The sequence below is a fragment of the Pseudomonas sp. LBUM1640 genome (assembly GCF_059716225.1).
In genome coordinates this window covers 1,803,807-1,818,826 of sequence record NZ_CP166816.1, presented here as the reverse complement: position 1 = coordinate 1,818,826, position 15,020 = coordinate 1,803,807, and the positions used below count along the sequence as shown (strand labels likewise).

Sequence of the window (15,020 nt, the reverse complement as noted above, 5' to 3'; positions counted from 1 at the left end):
GGAGGGGCGGTGCGACTTGCTCCCGATGGCGGTGTGTCAGTTGATGCATTTGGTGGCTGGCCCACCGCATTCGCGAGCAAGCCCGCTCCCACATTTTGAGCTCAGTACATCAGGTAGATGTGTGCACTCGGTCAAATGTGGGAGCTGGCTTGCCTGCGATGCAGACACCTCTGTACATCAGGCATAGCCAGTTGATGCAATCGCAGGCAAGCCAGCTCCCACAGAAAAGCAGCTCTGCTTCTGATCTGTTTTTGCTGTGCTGTTGCCCTGCTTTTGCTTCAACCACTCAGGTCGGCTACTAGGCCGCCGTGCTCTGCTTTTGATCTGCTTTTGATTTTGATCTGACAGGCCCCGTTAACCACGATGGCCGCAAGTAGGCACGGTGGAGCGGGTAAACCGGCAGGGATGCCGGTTTAGCCGCGCTGGGCCAGGGATGGCCCATCGCGGCGACCCGCGGAGCCGGGCCGGAGTGCGGGCATGCCGAGCCTAGGCGAGGCACCGAGTGGTGGGGCAAAGACCTTTTGGTTACTTTTGGCTGGGCCGGCATTCCGGGCGTTTGCCAAAAGTGACTCGCTGTAAGAGCGAAACCCTAAGCCGCCGTTACCGCAGCAACGGATATGTACTCAATCGAACTAACCCCATCACAGGCTCAGCACCACACAATTTTCCCGTTTCGTGTCTTAGTCCGCATTTTTTCAATAGTCCCTGCGACTTTCTGATTTGCCCCTCTCCCCCCTGCGTGGCCTGATTCGCCCTTGTCTATTCAAGGCCCGCCCATGGAAAACGTTCGCGCAACACCCACCACCGCCGTTTGGCTGATGATCAGCGTGGTACTGGTCGCCCTCAACCTGCGCCCATCGATGGCCGCCGTCGGCCCGCTGTTGTCGTCGATTCGCGACGATGTACCGTTGAGTTTCAGCAGCGCCGCCTTACTGACCATGCTGCCGGTCATGGCCATGGGCCTGGCGATGTTCTTTGGCATGGGCCTGGGCAAACGCTTTGGCGAGCATCGCAGCATTGTGCTGTCGCTGCTGGTGATTGGCCTGGCCACGCTGTCTCGACTGTTTCTGGATTCGGCGCTGGAGTTGATCGTCAGTGCCATCGCTGCCGGCGTCGGTATTGCGATGATCCAGGCGTTGATGCCGGCGCTGATAAAGACCCGCTTCAGCAACAATGTTTCGCTGTTCATGGGCCTCTACGTCACCGCCATCATGGGCGGCGCGGCGTTGGCGGCGTCGTTCGCGCCGTTCGTGCAGGTGCAGACCGGCAGCTGGCGCATCGGCCTGGCGATCTGGGCCGCACTCGCGTTGTTGGCATTGGTGTTCTGGTATGCACAGCGCTCGGCAATGCCGCCATTACCCCAAGCCGGTTCCGGCCCACAGGAATCATTTTTCGGTAATCGTCGCGCCTGGTTGCTGGCGGTCTTCTTCGGCCTCGGTACAGCTTCCTACACCTGCGTACTCGCGTGGCTGGCGCCGTACTACGTGGAGCAAGGCTGGAGCGAACAGAACGCCGGTTTGCTGCTGGGGTTCCTGACCGCTATGGAAGTGGTGTCCGGCCTGGTCACGCCCGCCATCGCCAACCGCCGCCAGGATAAACGCGGCGTCGTCGCCGTATTGCTGATGCTGATCATCCTGGGGTTCTGCGGCCTCATTCTAAGCCCGCAACACTTGAGCCTGTTGTGGCCTTGCCTGTTGGGCCTGGGCATTGGCGGTCTGTTTCCGATGAGCCTGATCCTGTCTCTCGACCACTTGGACAACCCACGCCGCGCCGGTAGCCTGACCGCGTTTGTGCAAGGCATCGGCTACCTGATTGCTGGCCTGTCGCCACTTATTGCCGGGATGATTCGCGACCAACTGGGCAGCTTCGAATGGGCCTGGTGGTCGCTGACCGCAGTGATCGTGGTGATGCTGTTGATCGTCACGCGGTTCAATCCAAAGCATTACGCGCGACATATCCACTGACGTCGTGTTGCCAACATTATTTGTCCCACACAAAACATAGAAACGCCCTACAGCGCTTTCTATTGGCACGACCGTTCCGTTAAGCTTTTGCCCTTGTCGCGCGCTGCCTCAGTGCCAAGGCTTACCGGATGGAACGGATGCTAAACAGTAATTTGCTCAGAAAGCTCGATATGCAGGACTTGATGGTGTTTATCGCCGTCTACGACCAGAGCAGCGTTACCGAGGTGTCTGAAACGCTGTTCGTCAGCCAGTCCACCGTGAGTTACAGCCTGAAGAAACTGCGCACCAGTTTTGAGGATGAGCTGTTTATCAACACGCGGGCGGGTATGCGGCCTACGTACAAGGCGACCACCATGTACGGGCATGTGCAGAAGATCCTCGACAGCATCAACCAGTGTCACGCCGGCGGCCAGGCCTTCGACCCGACACAGAAGGCCGTGACCTTCAATGTCTGCGCACCTGAATACTTTGAACAGTTGATCCTGCCGCGCCTGCTGAAAAACTTCGACCGCGCCGACCTGCCAGTGATCGTCAATGTGCAGAAGCTGGAAACCGAGATCCCCGCCGACACCCTGCGCGAAGGCCGGCTCGACTTGGTGATTTGCTTCGGCCCGCACTTCCACCGCGCCCATAAAGACTTCAAGACCCAGATGCTGCTCGAAGACGATTTAGTGTGCGTGTTCGATAAACGTTCGGCACCGCGGGAGTCGGCATTCAGCCTGCAATCCTTCGTCGAGCGGCGCCACGTTTTTCCTACGCCGTGGTCGTCGGACACCAACATGATCGACGGCTGGCTGGCGCGTCAGGCACACAAGCGCCAGGTGGTCGCCCGGGCCAACAGTTACAGCGCGGCCTTGAAGATGATTACCGGCACCGACTTCATCGTCACCCTGCCCCGCCGTGTGCAAAAGCTGCTGGCGCCGGCCACCGTGTTCGGCCATTGCGAAGCACCCAACGGTTTGCCGGGGTTTACCCTGGACATGCAGTGGAACGAAACCAGTGGCCAGGACAGCGCCAATATCTGGTTTCGTGAGCAGGTGGTGAAGGTGTGTGCAGAGCAAGGGTTGTTGTAAGCCTCAGCCGATGGCGACTTTGCTGTAGGAATCGCGGTCCATGTCGACCAGCAGCACGCTGAGTTGAACCTGTATATCCGCCGGCCACTCAGCTTGGTCCTGCAACGCCGCCAACAGGCTTTCCGACAGCTGCTTCTTGACCTGCGGTGAGCGCCCGCTGAGCAGCGACAGCTTTACCGCTATAAAGCCGCGCGGGCTAAGGGAGGTGCCGACCTGGAACGTCTCGACCTTCACGGCGCGGCTTTTGATATCGAACTCGGAACCGAACTGCCCGGATGCCATCAGCACATTGTTGAGCCGCAACAGGGTTTTCTCGACGGTCAGGCCTGTCAGGTTGGCGGTGTATTCCAGGTGCAGATGCGGCATGAAAAGCTCCGAGTTGTTGTAGGAAAAGAGGCATACATATAGCACGCAGCCGAACTGAATCAGAGCGCTTTCAATGTGAAACTTCGGTCAGGCTGCGTAGCGAACAACCTTCTCACAACGCCACGATCGGGTCATCGGTGGTTCTCGCTGAACGGTTATTTCAAGATTTTGCCGCCAGCACCGGCAGCATGTCGCGCTCACTCATGAACGCCTCCAGCCGCGAGCGCATCCAGCGTTCCGCCGGGTCGGTGTCGACGTGGCTGAGCCAGACCATGGACAAGTCCAGGGTTGGGGTTTCGAACGGGAACGGCTCGCAGAACAGGTTCCCGCCGGCAGCCATGGCTTGGGCCGTGTAGTCCGGCAGGCTGGCGATCATGTCAGTGCCGGCGAGCAAGGCCGGCAGCGCGCTGTATTGCGGCACCGACAGCACCACATGGCGCTTGCGGCCAATCTCGGCCAGCCATTCATCGGCAAACCCGGACACGTTGGCGGTGTGGGACACCAGCACATGCGGGCGTGCGCAATATTCATCGAGGGTCAGTGGTTTGTCCGAGGCGTCGGCCCGCAACAGGCAGGGGCGGATATGCCGCAGCAGTTTACGCTTGGCATTCGCCGGCAGGCCGCGAGTCTGGGTGATGCCGACGGTGATATCGCCGGACGCCAGCAGGTCGGGGATGCGCCAGTAATCCACATGCTGCACCACGAACACCACCAACGGCGCTTCCTGGCGCAGTGCGCGCAGCAAGGGCGGCAGCAGGCCGAACTCAACGTCATCGGACAAACCGATACGGAAAGTCATGGTGCTCTGGGTCGGGTCGAAATCGTGGGTCAGGCTCAGGGCCGACGACAGTGAATCCAGGGCCGGCGACAGGTGCTGGATGATCTCCTCGGCCCGCGCGGTAGGTTCCATGCGGTGGCCGACGCGAATAAACAGCGGGTCATTGAATAAGGTACGCAAGCGATTGAGGGCAGAACTGATGGTCGGCTGACCGAGAAATAGCTTCTCCGCCACGCGCGTCACGTTGCGCTCGAGCATCAGTGCTTCGAAGACCACCATCAGGTTGATGTCGGCCTTGCGTAATTCATTGCGATTCATCGGCGCCTGCCCCTTTCCCCAAGACAAGCCGCAGTTTAGAAAGCCCGCGGGGCTGCGTCTATGTGAACACTGTTCATCGAACGGCTTTGGGACTATAAATCAGCTCTTGAAGGTCACAGGAACACCATCGTGCTGGTCATTATCGCCTTGGCCATCGTCGTGGCCGGGTTCTGTCTCTGGGTTGTCCAGTTCATCGCCAACCCCACCGTCAGGACACTGACGCGGGTGTTTATCGGCCTGTGCGTGGCCGCGGCGTTAGCCTATTGGGTACTGGCGAGGGGCTTTCCTATTTCCGTACTGCTTCCATGACCCGTTTTAAGCCACTGACTTTTTCAGCAAGGACCGCTTAACCATGAAATTCGCCTACACCATCATCTACGTGCCGGACGTGGCTGCTTCACTGGCATTCTTCGAAAAAGCCTTCGGGTTCAATCGCCGTTTTCTGCATGAATCAGGCACCTATGGCGAGTTGGAAACCGGTGACACCACCCTCTCATTTGCCGCGCACGAACTGGGCGAGTTGAATTTCGACGGCGGGCACGTGCAGGCGCATGCCTCCAGGCAGCCGCTGGGTATGGAAGTAGGATTCGTCACTGAGGATGTGTTTGTCGCCCATGCCAAGGCGCTGGCACAGGGCGCGACCGAGTTGGCGGCACCAAGCACCAAGCCTTGGGGGCAAGTGGTGTCTTATGTGCGTTGCCCGGATGGCACGTTGGTGGAGTTGTGTACGCCGATCGTGGGCTGAACATAGAACTAATGTGAGAGCGGGCTTGTGTGGGAGCTGGCTTGCTCGCGAAAGCGGCGTACCAGACGGAATATCTGTTACTGACACACCGCTTTCGCGAGCAAGCCCGCTCCCACCTTAGACCGTGTACCACTTGATTATCAGGGTTTGAGCGGACGCTCCTGATCCCGTTCGGAAAGCTCCGTGCCGTCATCCGGGTGCTTCCAGGTCTGCGGTTTTTCCTCTTCACGCTGCCGGGGTTGCTCGCGCTCCGGATCATCTTGGCGCTTGTGTTCATTAGCCATTGCCACCTCCCATCCGTAAGAATTGGTCACACCTTCAGCATAGAACAGCCTCGGCATTTCTGACGGACAGGGCGATTGATAACCTGAACACATCAATACATCCAAATTACTCACTTATCATTTCTAAATGTGTCAGCCACTATCCGCGGTCTTAAGCGAAACAAGCACTTTAAAAAGAACGCTGGAGACACAAAACCATGACTAGCCCTTCCCGGTCCGACTCTGCCCGCTCGAAAGTTGGTGCGGTATTTCGCGTTACTTCGGGCAACTTCCTCGAACAGTTCGACTTCTTTCTGTTCGGTTTCTACGCCACCTACATCGCCGCCGCGTTCTTCCCCGCCGCTAATGAGTTTGCGTCATTAATGATGACCTTCGCAGTGTTCGGCGCGGGCTTCCTGATGCGGCCGCTGGGCGCGATCATTCTAGGTGCCTACATCGACGACGTCGGCCGCCGTAAAGGGTTGATCGTGACCTTGTCGATCATGGCCAGCGGCACCTTGCTGATCGTGCTGGTGCCGGGTTACCAAACCATTGGTTTGTGGGCACCTTTGCTGGTACTGCTGGGCCGTTTACTGCAAGGCTTCTCGGCCGGTGCGGAACTGGGCGGCGTGTCGGTTTACCTCTCCGAAATGGCCACCCCCGGCCGCAAGGGCTTCTACACCAGCTGGCAATCGGGCAGCCAACAGATCTCCATCGTGGTTGCCGCCGCGTTGGGTTACGGCCTGAACGTATGGATGCAACCGGCCGTGGTGGCCGATTGGGGCTGGCGCATTCCGTTCGCCATCGGTTGCGTGATCATCCCGTTCATCTTCGTGCTGCGGCGTAACCTGCAGGAAACCGAAGAGTTCGCCAACCGCAAGCATCGCCCGACCATGCGTGAAGTGCTCGCCACTCTGGTGAAAAACTGGACCGTGGTGATCGGCGGCATGTTGATGGTGGCCATGACCACCACCGCGTTCTACCTGATCACTGTGTACGCACCGACCTTCGGTAAAACCGTGCTGCAACTGAGCACCTCGGATGCCCTGCTGGTGACCTTGCTGGTGGCCGTGTCGAACTTTGTCTGGCTGCCCATCGGCGGCACCCTGAGCGACCGCTTCGGCCGCAAACCGGTGCTGGTGGCGATGACCGCCCTGACCGTGATCACCGCCTACCCGGCGCTGTCGTTCGTGGTCAACGCGCCGAGCTTCGGCCATATGCTGGAAACCCTGTTGTGGTTCTCGTTCCTGTACGGCATGTACAACGGTGCGATGATCCCGGCGCTGACCGAAATCATGCCGGTGGAAGTGCGCGTGGCGGGCTTCTCGCTGGCGTATAGCCTGGCGACGGCGATCTTCGGTGGCTTCACTCCGGCGATCTCCACGTGGTTCATTCACATCACCGAAGACAAGGCTTCGCCGGCCTACTGGATGATGTTCGCCGCACTGTGCGCGCTGTGTTCGACCCTGGCGTTGTATCGCCGCGCCAACACCCGTGGGCAGGTGATGCAGGGGGCTGTGTGATGAAGCCGCTGTTCAAAACCCTGACGGCCCTGGCCCTCGGCGCCCTGGCGCTGACGGCCCAGGCCGAAGAACTCAAGGTGATGACCTCCGGTGGCTTCACCGCTGCCTATAAACTCTTGGGCCCGCAGTACGCCAAGCAGAGCGGCGACACCCTCGACACCATTCTCGGCCCGTCGATGGGCAAGGCGCCGCAAGCCATTCCCAACCGCCTGGCCCGTGGCGAACATGCCGACGTGGTGATCATGGTCGGCTACGCCCTGGACGACTTGATCAAACAGGGCAAGGTCGACCCGGCATCCCGCGTGGAACTGGCGGATTCGCGCATCGGCCTGGTAGTTAAGCAAGGCGCAGGCAAACCGGCGATCGGCACCGATGCCGAGTTGAAGGCGGTGCTGAGCCAGGCCAAGACCGTGGCGTATTCGGACAGCGCCAGCGGCGTGTATGTGCAGAAAGAGCTGTTCAAGAAGCTCGGTATGCCCGCCAAGGGCACAATGATCGAACGCGTCCCGGTGGCCGAACAAGTCGCCAAGGGTGATTACGAGGTGGGCTTGCAACAAGTGGCCGAGTTGTTGCCGGTGCCGGGGGTGACTTACGTCGGCAAGATCCCGGAAGACGTGCAATCGGTGACACGTTTTGCGGCGGGCATTCCGGTCAACGCCGAACACCCGGCCAAGGCCAAGGCATTGCTGCACTACCTGGCTTCGCCAGAGGCGCAAGCGGTGGTGCAATCCACCGGTTTGGACTCGGTGTCACGCTGACCGAAACGGCATCTCCCGCACCAACCGCTCCAACTCCAGCGCCGCCGGTGGCAACGTCCGCCCGCGGCGCTTGATCAAGCCCACATTGCGCATCACCTGCGGTTCTACCAGCGGCACACTCACCAAAATCGGGTGCCCGCCCGCCGGCATCGCAATCGACGGCACCATCGCCACGCCCAACCCCGCCTCCACCAGCCCGATCATCGTGGTCACGTGGTGGGTCTCGCAGATACTCGGTTTTTTCACCCGCACGCCGCGCAAAGCCTGGTCCAACAGGAAGCGGTTGCCCGAGGTTTTGTCCACGGTGATGTAGTCGTGTTCATAGGCCTCGGCCCAGGTCACGCTCTCACGCTCGGCCAACGGATGGTCACGGCGACAGGCCAGCACGTAGCGCTCCTGCAACAGCAGTTCGAACTCCACCTCATCCGCCAGGCTGCCGCTGAAACTCACGCCGAAATCCGCCTCGCCACTTTCCACCGCATTGCACACCTCGCCGGCGCTGGCGTCCAGCACCCGCAGGCGAATCTTCGGGTACAGCTTGTGAAACTCGGAGATTACGTGGGGCATGAAGTAGTAAGCGGTGGACGGCACGCAGGCAATGGTGACGTTGCCCATGCGCGTGGACGCGACATTACTGATGCCCATCAAGGCGACATCCAGGTCGTCGAGCATGCGCTCCACCTGCGGCAGGAACGCCCGCCCGACCATGGTCAGGCTGACCCGCCGCGTGGTGCGCTCGAACAGCTTCACATCCAGGGCAGACTCGAGCTTTTCGATGCGCCGGCTCAGGGCCGGTTGCGAGATACGAATGGCCTCGGCGGCGCCGCGAAAACTGCCCTTGTCTACCACGGCGCGGAAGGCTTGGAGGTCGTTGAGGTCGAAGTTGATGATCACGGAGATGGGCCAGTGTGGTCGATTTGGGGGGCATTATCGTATGCGCGGTGGTGGTGCGCCATGCGTGCCTGCGTCGGTGTGAGCTAATAACCCTGCTACAAATATGAAGTCATACATATCAGTGCTTTATTGACGTGTTTGAGCCACGCACTCTCGAAAAAGCATCAATACTTCGAGCCTGACCACTCAATTGGAGAGAGACACACTCATGGAATCCTGCCAAAACCCACAGCCTTTTTGGGCAGATGACGAGTCCCCGGCGCTCGGTATTGATCAGTTGCTTCTTGCAACGCGCCAATGGTCAAGTAGGATTGAATCCTACCCGACACCTGCGGACTTCGACATGCGCTCAACCCAGCAAATGAGCATTACCTTACCCATCGAGATGGCCGCGTTGGTCAAAGCCAAAGTCGCTTGCGGTGAATACGCCAGTGAAAGTGAAGTCATCCGCGACGGCCTGCGAGCCCTCCTGGCGCGTGATCGTGCAATGGACGACTGGCTGCGCGACGAGGTCATTCCAGCGGCAGTTGCCCTTCAGGCTGACCCTGGCCGAGCATTGTCTGCCGCCGAGGTTCGCGAACACATGACGGCCAAACGTCAACGAAAAAGCCCTGAGAAACCGTGAGTCACAGGGCCACTTTCTCGCCCGAAGCCTTGGCGCAACTGGACGCACTTGAAGACTACATCAGCGAGGCCGGATGCCCACGTGCAGCGGCGTGCTTTATCGACAACGTAATCAGCGACTGCGAAAGCCTTTCCTTGTTTCCCCTACGCGGCAACCGTCGTGATGACCTGCTACCCACGCTGCGCATCACTCATTATCGACACACCACCGCCATTGCATTCCTGGTGGATGACGGTACTGAAAAGGTGTCGATCCTTGGGGTGTCTTACGGCGGGCAAAACTACGCGGCACTGGCCGACAGAGTGATCAATGACAAAGAAGACAATAATTAATGACACCCGATCTGTGCAGCGGGCGTTGCGCTTGGGGTTATACCTGGTCGGGCTGATGGGCATCGCCACCCTCGGCTTCTTCGCCTGGCAAAGCTTCTACCCCGTCAGTGCGGCCCCCGGTTGGAGCGTTCAGACCGCGTACCGCGATGTACCGAAAGCCGCCTCGCTGATGCCTTTGCCGGACGGCTCGCTGATGATCAGCCAGGAACTCAACGATGCCAAAGGCAGCATTGTGCGTATCCATCCCGATGGGCAACGCGACGTGGTGGTAAGCAACTTGTCCAAACCTGATGGCATGTTCGCCACCCACGGCGGCTGGGTGTTCAGCCAGGAAACCGGCGACGCCCCCGTCAGTTTTCTCAAGGACGGCGTGGTCACTGACCTGTTTCGTGGTGAAAACGTACAAGGCTTGTGGGTCGAAGGCGACGACCTCTACGCCATCGAAGACCGTAAGGACAACGGGCGGATATTGCGCTATCGCTGGAGTGACCAGTCACTCACCGTACTGCGTGACCAACTGCACGAAGGCGAGTCCATCACGCGGTGTACCGATGGGCGAATGCTCTACACGGAAAAGAAAAAAGGTGTGGTGCGTGAGCTGACCAGCGACGGCAGCGACCCGGTGGTGCTGACAGGCTTGAACAAACCGACATTCTTGATGTGTGATGAGCGCGGTTTGTGGGTCAATGAAGACTCGACGCATCGGGCACGGTTGCTGCTGGTTGATAAGCACGGGCAGCAACAGACGATCTTGTCGTTCCTGAAGGCGCCGCAGTCGATTGTGAGAACAGGCGACGGTACTTATTTACTGGCAGAAGGCGGTCGTAACCGCGTACTTGAACTCGTGGGCAAGCCGCTGGCAATTGCCAGCGACGACGTGAAGCACTGACGCAGCCCTCCTATCGCGCTCTAAATCAAATTATTGCGCCTGGCAATATCCGCCAAGTCCACCACCGACTTCACATTGAGCTTCGCCAGCAAACGTGCCTTATAGCAACTGACCGTCTTACTGCTGAGCAAAATATTCTGGGCAATATCCTTATTGCTCATGCCTCGGGAAAGCTGCTGGAATACCGAAAGCTCACGATTGGACAGAGAGGCGATCAGCTGCGCCTCATCCACTGCCAATTCGCGTTTTCTTGAAAACGCCATTACCGTTTCCGGGTAATAAATATAGCCCTTCATCACGGTTTTCATGGCCTGGGCCAGCACACTCAGTTCATCAGTCTTACTGATGAAACCCGAGGCACCTGCGCTGATGCAGCGCGTGGCGTAGTGCTCTGAGCATAGGGACGTGAGGACGATAATCCGCGTGTTCAACTCAAGGGCGCGGATTCTCTCGATGACCGCAATACCATCCAGGCGCGGCATGGTGATGTCCAGCAACACCAGGTCCGGAGCCAACTGACGGACCTGGCTGATGGCGTCGACACCATTGTCGGTCTCGCCCACCACTTCATAGCCTTCCTCAGTCACAAGCGTGCACAGCGCGGTCCTGATAAAGGGGTGGTCGTCGACCACCAGGACTTTATACATCTGCAGCTTTCCTCGGGATTTAGTGGTGCTTTGTCGGCAATAACGCCGACAATGTACCATAGCGCTTTAGTGCCACTACCCAATTCCGGACGAGCTACGTCGCTGGCGAGAGTTGACGTCATGCTGATAAAGCAACTGGGTTGCGACCTCTCTCCTACGCATTAAGGACCTTTGATTTGAAGCTGCTCGCAGCCTTGCTGTTGTCATGGGCAACCGCTCAAATGGCCTGGGCGGCTGATTTGCCAGTCACGTTAACCGTGTTGGGCAGATCCAGCCTGCAGGACGGCCAACTGCACTTGAACGCCGCCGATTTGAAGCTGCTGAGCAGTAAAAGACGGCTACGTATCGGCACGTCCGAGCCCGACTATCCGCCGTTTGACATCACCAACCACAGCAATGAATTCGAGGGCATCAGCGCGGATTACTTGGCGCTTATCGGTCAACTGCTCGAGGTGCCAATCCAGGTACAGCGCTATCCCAATCGAGGCGAGGTTATCCAGGCGCTCAAACGCGGTGAGATCGACCTGCTGGCATCTGCCAATGATTTTGAACGCGCAGACCCGGACCTTCGCCTCTCCGAACCCTACACCTTGGACCAGCCGACACTGGTGGCGCGCACCAACGATTCGCCCCTCGTAGACCCAACCCTGGCGGGCAAAACAGTTGCCATGGTCGCGCATTACTTGCCGCTGAACACGGTGCAAGCGTTCTACCCGGATGCCACATTCAAACTGTATCCCTCTATCCTTAACGCGGTCGGTGCGGTGGCCTTTTCCAAGGCCGACCTCTATCTGGGGGACTCAATCAGCGCCAGCTACCTGATCAACAAGAGCTACCTGAACAATGTGCAGCTGGTGGATTTCTCGCGCATGGAAGTCAATAACTTCTCGTTCGCCGCAACTCGCCAGAATGCCGAGCTCTTGCACGTCGTCAATGCGGCTTTGCAAGCAATCCCCGCCAGTGAACAGATGGCCATCGCGCGCCGCTGGAACGCCGGTGGTGTGAGTATTTCCGGCACCCATCAGGTCCAGTTCAGCGTCGATGAGCAACGCTGGTTGGCGCAACATCCGCGACTGAAAGTGATCGTGAATGAAGACTTTCTGCCATTTACCTTTTTTGATGAGCACGAACGTTTCAGGGGCCTGAGTGCCGACGTCATGGCTAAAATCAGCCTGCGGACGGGTTTGAAATTCGATCCGCAAAAAGGTGGCTCGGTGGATGCGATGATCACCAGTGTCAACCAGGGCGAGGCAGATTTGCTGGCGGCATTGACCCCGAGTATTGACCGGGAACGGCGCGTCAGTTTCAGCCGACCGTACCTGTCTACACCGTTTGTGCTGGTCACGCGCAACCACCCCGACAGCTCGAACAACCTGCAAGACTTGGCGGGTAAACGCCTGGCGATCATCCGGGGCAATGCTAGCCGGGAGATGATTGAACGCCAGTTTCCGCAGGTGCGGATCGTCGAGGCGCAGAGCCTCTCCGATGCTTTTTCGTTGCTCGCCAAAGGCAGCGTGGATGCCTGTATCAGCACGCTGGTCAGCGCACGTTATCTGATTGCCCGAAACTACCCAGACCAATTGAAGATCAGCGCAACAGTCGGCGCCCGTGCTGCGCAGCTGGCATTTGCGGTTGACCATACCTCGCCTGTATTGCTCTCGATCCTCAACAAGTCGCTGCTCAGCATCTCGCCTGAGGAAATGGACGAACTGACCAATCGCTGGCGTAGCCCGGTAGTGCTCGACAACAGCTATTGGGGCAAGCACAGAACAGCGATCCTGCAGGGCTTTGCGCTGGCAGGCGTGCTGCTGCTGAGTGCGTGTCTATGGATTGTGTTGCTGCGCCGCCAAGTACTGCGGCGCAAACTCGCCGAGCGGGCCCTGAGTGCCAGGCTTGAATTCGATCATGTGCTGATCAACGGCATGCCCCATCCTACTTACGTGCGGGATCGTCAGGGCCGATTGCTTGTGTGCAATAAGGCTTATCGGCAGGTCTTCGGGGTCGAGGACGAGCGACAGTTGCTCGGCACCACGGTGATGCAAAGCCTGCTCTCCAACGAGGAGCAAGCAAAGGAATATCACCACGACTATCTCGCTGTCATGGCCGCCGGCGAACCCCTGCTTCGCGATCGCCTGATCGTCTTGCCCAGCGGCGAAGTACTGACCATCTATCACTGGATCCTGCCTTTTCGCGGCAGCGAAGGCAGTGTCGAGGGCCTGATCGGTGGCTGGGTAGACATCAGTGACCGCCAGCGTCTGATAGAACAACTGCACGCGGCAAAGCAAGAAGCCGATAACGCCAACCGGGCCAAAACCACGTTTCTGGCAACCATGAGCCACGAGATTCGCACCCCGATGAATGCGGTACTCGGCATGCTGGAAATGGCCGCGCGCAAATCTGACCAAGGCATTTTCGACCGCGCCGCCATCGATGTTGCTTCGGTCGCCGCCAAGGAGTTACTGGCGCTGATTGGTGACGTACTCGACATTGCCCGCATCGAGTCCGGCCGCCAGAGCCTGACGCTTGAGCGCGCAAATCCGCACCAGCTATTGAACTCGGTGACGCGGGTGTTCGATGGCCTGGCACGCGAGAAGGCCATTGCATTGAAGTTGAAGATTGATCCGGCACTCGACCGTAACGTGCTGATTGATGCCATGCGTTTCAAGCAAATTATCGCCAACCTGCTGAGCAATGCGATCAAGTTCACCGCAGCAGGTGAGGTGCGCATCACCGCACACGCGCAATCTGCTGACGCCACCCAACCTATGCAGTTATCGGTGAGCATCATAGACACCGGCGTGGGCATCTGCGAAGCCGACCAGCAGCAGCTGTTTTCTCCATTCAGCCAGGCCGGCAATCAGCAACAAGGCTCAGGCCTGGGCTTGGTCATCAGCCGCTCGCTGATTGAAATGATGGGCGGCAGCCTGGAGTTGACCAGTACCCCAGCCAAAGGTACCCAGGCCACCGTGAGACTCGTTCTGCACGCCACAGACACACCGTCCCCGCAGGCACACACACCGCTGGAAATAACGCCTGGCCTACCGTTAAGCGTGTTAATCGTGGATGACTACGCCGCCAATCGCCTGGTGCTGTCACAACAACTTTCCTACCTGGGCCACGACGTTCAGCAAGCCAGTGACGGTGCCCAAGCCTTGAGCTTGTGGAACGAGCAACCTTTCGATGTGGTGGTAACAGACTGCGACATGCCAGGCATGACCGGCTACCAATTGGCCCAGGCAATTCGCCAGACGGAGCAGTCGCGAGGTGAGCCCAGTTGCTTACTGCTGGGCTTCACTGCCAATGCGGTGGCCGGAGAAAAACAACGCTGCCTGGAGGCCGGCATGGACGACTGCCTGTTCAAACCCATCAGCCTGGAGCAACTGAGTGCACGGCTGCAGCAGTTGCAAACGGAATACTTCGACAACGAGACGAGTACGGCGCTTACCACCGAGTCACTCGACGACCATTTGAAAACGTTAATCCTGGGCAAGTTATCGGCGCTGCAAACGCTGCGTGAAGAATTGCTAGCGAGCACCCGCGCCGACCTGCGCCAGTTCAACGAACTGCTGGCGCGCGACGACCGCCAAAATTTGGCCCACTTGGCCCATCGGGTGAAAGGTGGGGCGAGACTTATCCGCTACGAGCAGTTGACCCTCACCTGCGAAAACCTTGAGGCCAAATGCGCGAATGGGGCTGAGCGAGGTGAACTGAGCGCCTCGACCGCGGCGGTGACAAATTGTATGCGGCAGCTTTTGGATCTGCTGCAAGAGCATCCAATCCAGGAGTGAGTGCCCGTCAGCTTAAGAAATTTCTTGCAAAGACGTAAGGGATTTCGCCATTAAATG

At 58.7% G+C, this 15,020-nt stretch carries 15 protein-coding genes; 10 read left to right on the top strand and 5 right to left on the bottom strand.

Annotation, left to right across the window (positions count from 1 at the left end):
• Positions 1–776 precede the first annotated feature (776 nt).
• Positions 777–1,964: a cyanate transporter gene (locus ACA065_RS08145; protein ID WP_497694067.1), complete on the top strand. Its 1,188-nt coding sequence runs from the start codon at positions 777–779 to the stop codon at positions 1,962–1,964.
• A 137-nt stretch (positions 1,965–2,101) separates the two neighbouring features.
• Positions 2,102–3,037 (top strand): LysR family transcriptional regulator, encoded by a 936-nt coding sequence (locus tag ACA065_RS08140; protein ID WP_497694066.1) that lies wholly within the window; start codon positions 2,102–2,104, stop codon positions 3,035–3,037.
• A 3-nt stretch (positions 3,038–3,040) separates the two neighbouring features.
• Here ACA065_RS08140 and ACA065_RS08135 read toward each other — a convergent pair whose 3' ends face one another.
• Positions 3,041–3,403, bottom strand: coding sequence for a 5-carboxymethyl-2-hydroxymuconate Delta-isomerase (locus ACA065_RS08135; RefSeq protein ID WP_497694065.1), 363 nt, complete (start codon positions 3,401–3,403; stop codon positions 3,041–3,043).
• A gap of 160 nt (positions 3,404–3,563) precedes the next feature.
• Entirely contained in the window at positions 3,564–4,499 is a 936-nt protein-coding gene (locus ACA065_RS08130; protein ID WP_497694064.1) for a LysR substrate-binding domain-containing protein, read from the bottom strand.
• A gap of 129 nt (positions 4,500–4,628) precedes the next feature.
• Here ACA065_RS08130 and ACA065_RS08125 point away from each other — a divergent pair, with 129 nt between their 5' ends.
• On the top strand, positions 4,629–4,808 hold the full coding sequence (locus ACA065_RS08125; protein WP_497694063.1) for a hypothetical protein: 180 nt from the start codon (positions 4,629–4,631) through the stop codon (positions 4,806–4,808).
• A gap of 43 nt (positions 4,809–4,851) precedes the next feature.
• Positions 4,852–5,244 (top strand): VOC family protein, encoded by a 393-nt coding sequence (locus tag ACA065_RS08120; protein WP_497694062.1) that lies wholly within the window; start codon positions 4,852–4,854, stop codon positions 5,242–5,244.
• A gap of 140 nt (positions 5,245–5,384) precedes the next feature.
• On the opposite strand, the gene ACA065_RS08115 is transcribed toward ACA065_RS08120, so the two are convergent.
• Positions 5,385–5,528 (bottom strand): hypothetical protein, encoded by a 144-nt coding sequence (locus ACA065_RS08115; RefSeq protein WP_497694061.1) that lies wholly within the window; start codon positions 5,526–5,528, stop codon positions 5,385–5,387.
• Positions 5,529–5,725: 197 nt separating this feature from the next.
• On the opposite strand from ACA065_RS08115, the gene ACA065_RS08110 reads away from it, so the two are divergent.
• Both ACA065_RS08110 and ACA065_RS08105 read left to right on the top strand, forming a co-directional pair.
• Positions 5,726–7,030 carry an MFS transporter gene (locus tag ACA065_RS08110; RefSeq protein ID WP_497694060.1) on the top strand — a complete coding sequence of 435 codons (1,305 nt, stop codon included), beginning with the start codon at positions 5,726–5,728 and terminating at the stop codon, positions 7,028–7,030.
• Positions 7,030–7,788: a substrate-binding domain-containing protein gene (locus tag ACA065_RS08105; protein ID WP_497694059.1), complete on the top strand. Its 759-nt coding sequence runs from the start codon at positions 7,030–7,032 to the stop codon at positions 7,786–7,788. The genes ACA065_RS08110 and ACA065_RS08105 overlap by 1 nt, the downstream gene beginning before the upstream one ends.
• Here the strand turns inward: ACA065_RS08105 and ACA065_RS08100 are convergent.
• Complete coding sequence (locus tag ACA065_RS08100) at positions 7,780–8,682, bottom strand: LysR family transcriptional regulator (protein WP_497694058.1); 903 nt, start codon at positions 8,680–8,682, stop codon at positions 7,780–7,782. The genes ACA065_RS08105 and ACA065_RS08100 overlap by 9 nt on opposite strands.
• 208 nt (positions 8,683–8,890) lie before the next feature.
• Here ACA065_RS08100 and ACA065_RS08095 point away from each other — a divergent pair, with 208 nt between their 5' ends.
• The 3 genes from ACA065_RS08095 to ACA065_RS08085 are packed head-to-tail and all read left to right on the top strand — an operon-like array spanning position 8,891 to position 10,528.
• Positions 8,891–9,307, top strand: coding sequence for a ribbon-helix-helix domain-containing protein (locus ACA065_RS08095; RefSeq protein ID WP_497694057.1), 417 nt, complete (start codon positions 8,891–8,893; stop codon positions 9,305–9,307).
• Positions 9,304–9,639, top strand: a complete 336-nt coding sequence (locus tag ACA065_RS08090; protein ID WP_497694056.1) for a type II toxin-antitoxin system RelE/ParE family toxin — start codon at positions 9,304–9,306, stop codon at positions 9,637–9,639. The genes ACA065_RS08095 and ACA065_RS08090 overlap by 4 nt, the downstream gene beginning before the upstream one ends.
• A 55-nt stretch (positions 9,640–9,694) precedes the next feature.
• On the top strand, positions 9,695–10,528 hold the full coding sequence (locus ACA065_RS08085; RefSeq protein WP_497695315.1) for an SMP-30/gluconolactonase/LRE family protein: 834 nt from the start codon (positions 9,695–9,697) through the stop codon (positions 10,526–10,528).
• A gap of 20 nt (positions 10,529–10,548) precedes the next feature.
• On the opposite strand, the gene ACA065_RS08080 is transcribed toward ACA065_RS08085, so the two are convergent.
• Positions 10,549–11,175, bottom strand: a complete 627-nt coding sequence (locus ACA065_RS08080) for a response regulator (RefSeq protein ID WP_497694055.1) — start codon at positions 11,173–11,175, stop codon at positions 10,549–10,551.
• 176 nt (positions 11,176–11,351) lie between these two features.
• Here ACA065_RS08080 and ACA065_RS08075 point away from each other — a divergent pair, with 176 nt between their 5' ends.
• Complete coding sequence (locus ACA065_RS08075) at positions 11,352–14,963, top strand: transporter substrate-binding domain-containing protein (RefSeq protein WP_497694054.1); 3,612 nt, start codon at positions 11,352–11,354, stop codon at positions 14,961–14,963.
• Positions 14,964–15,020: the final 57 nt, after the last annotated feature.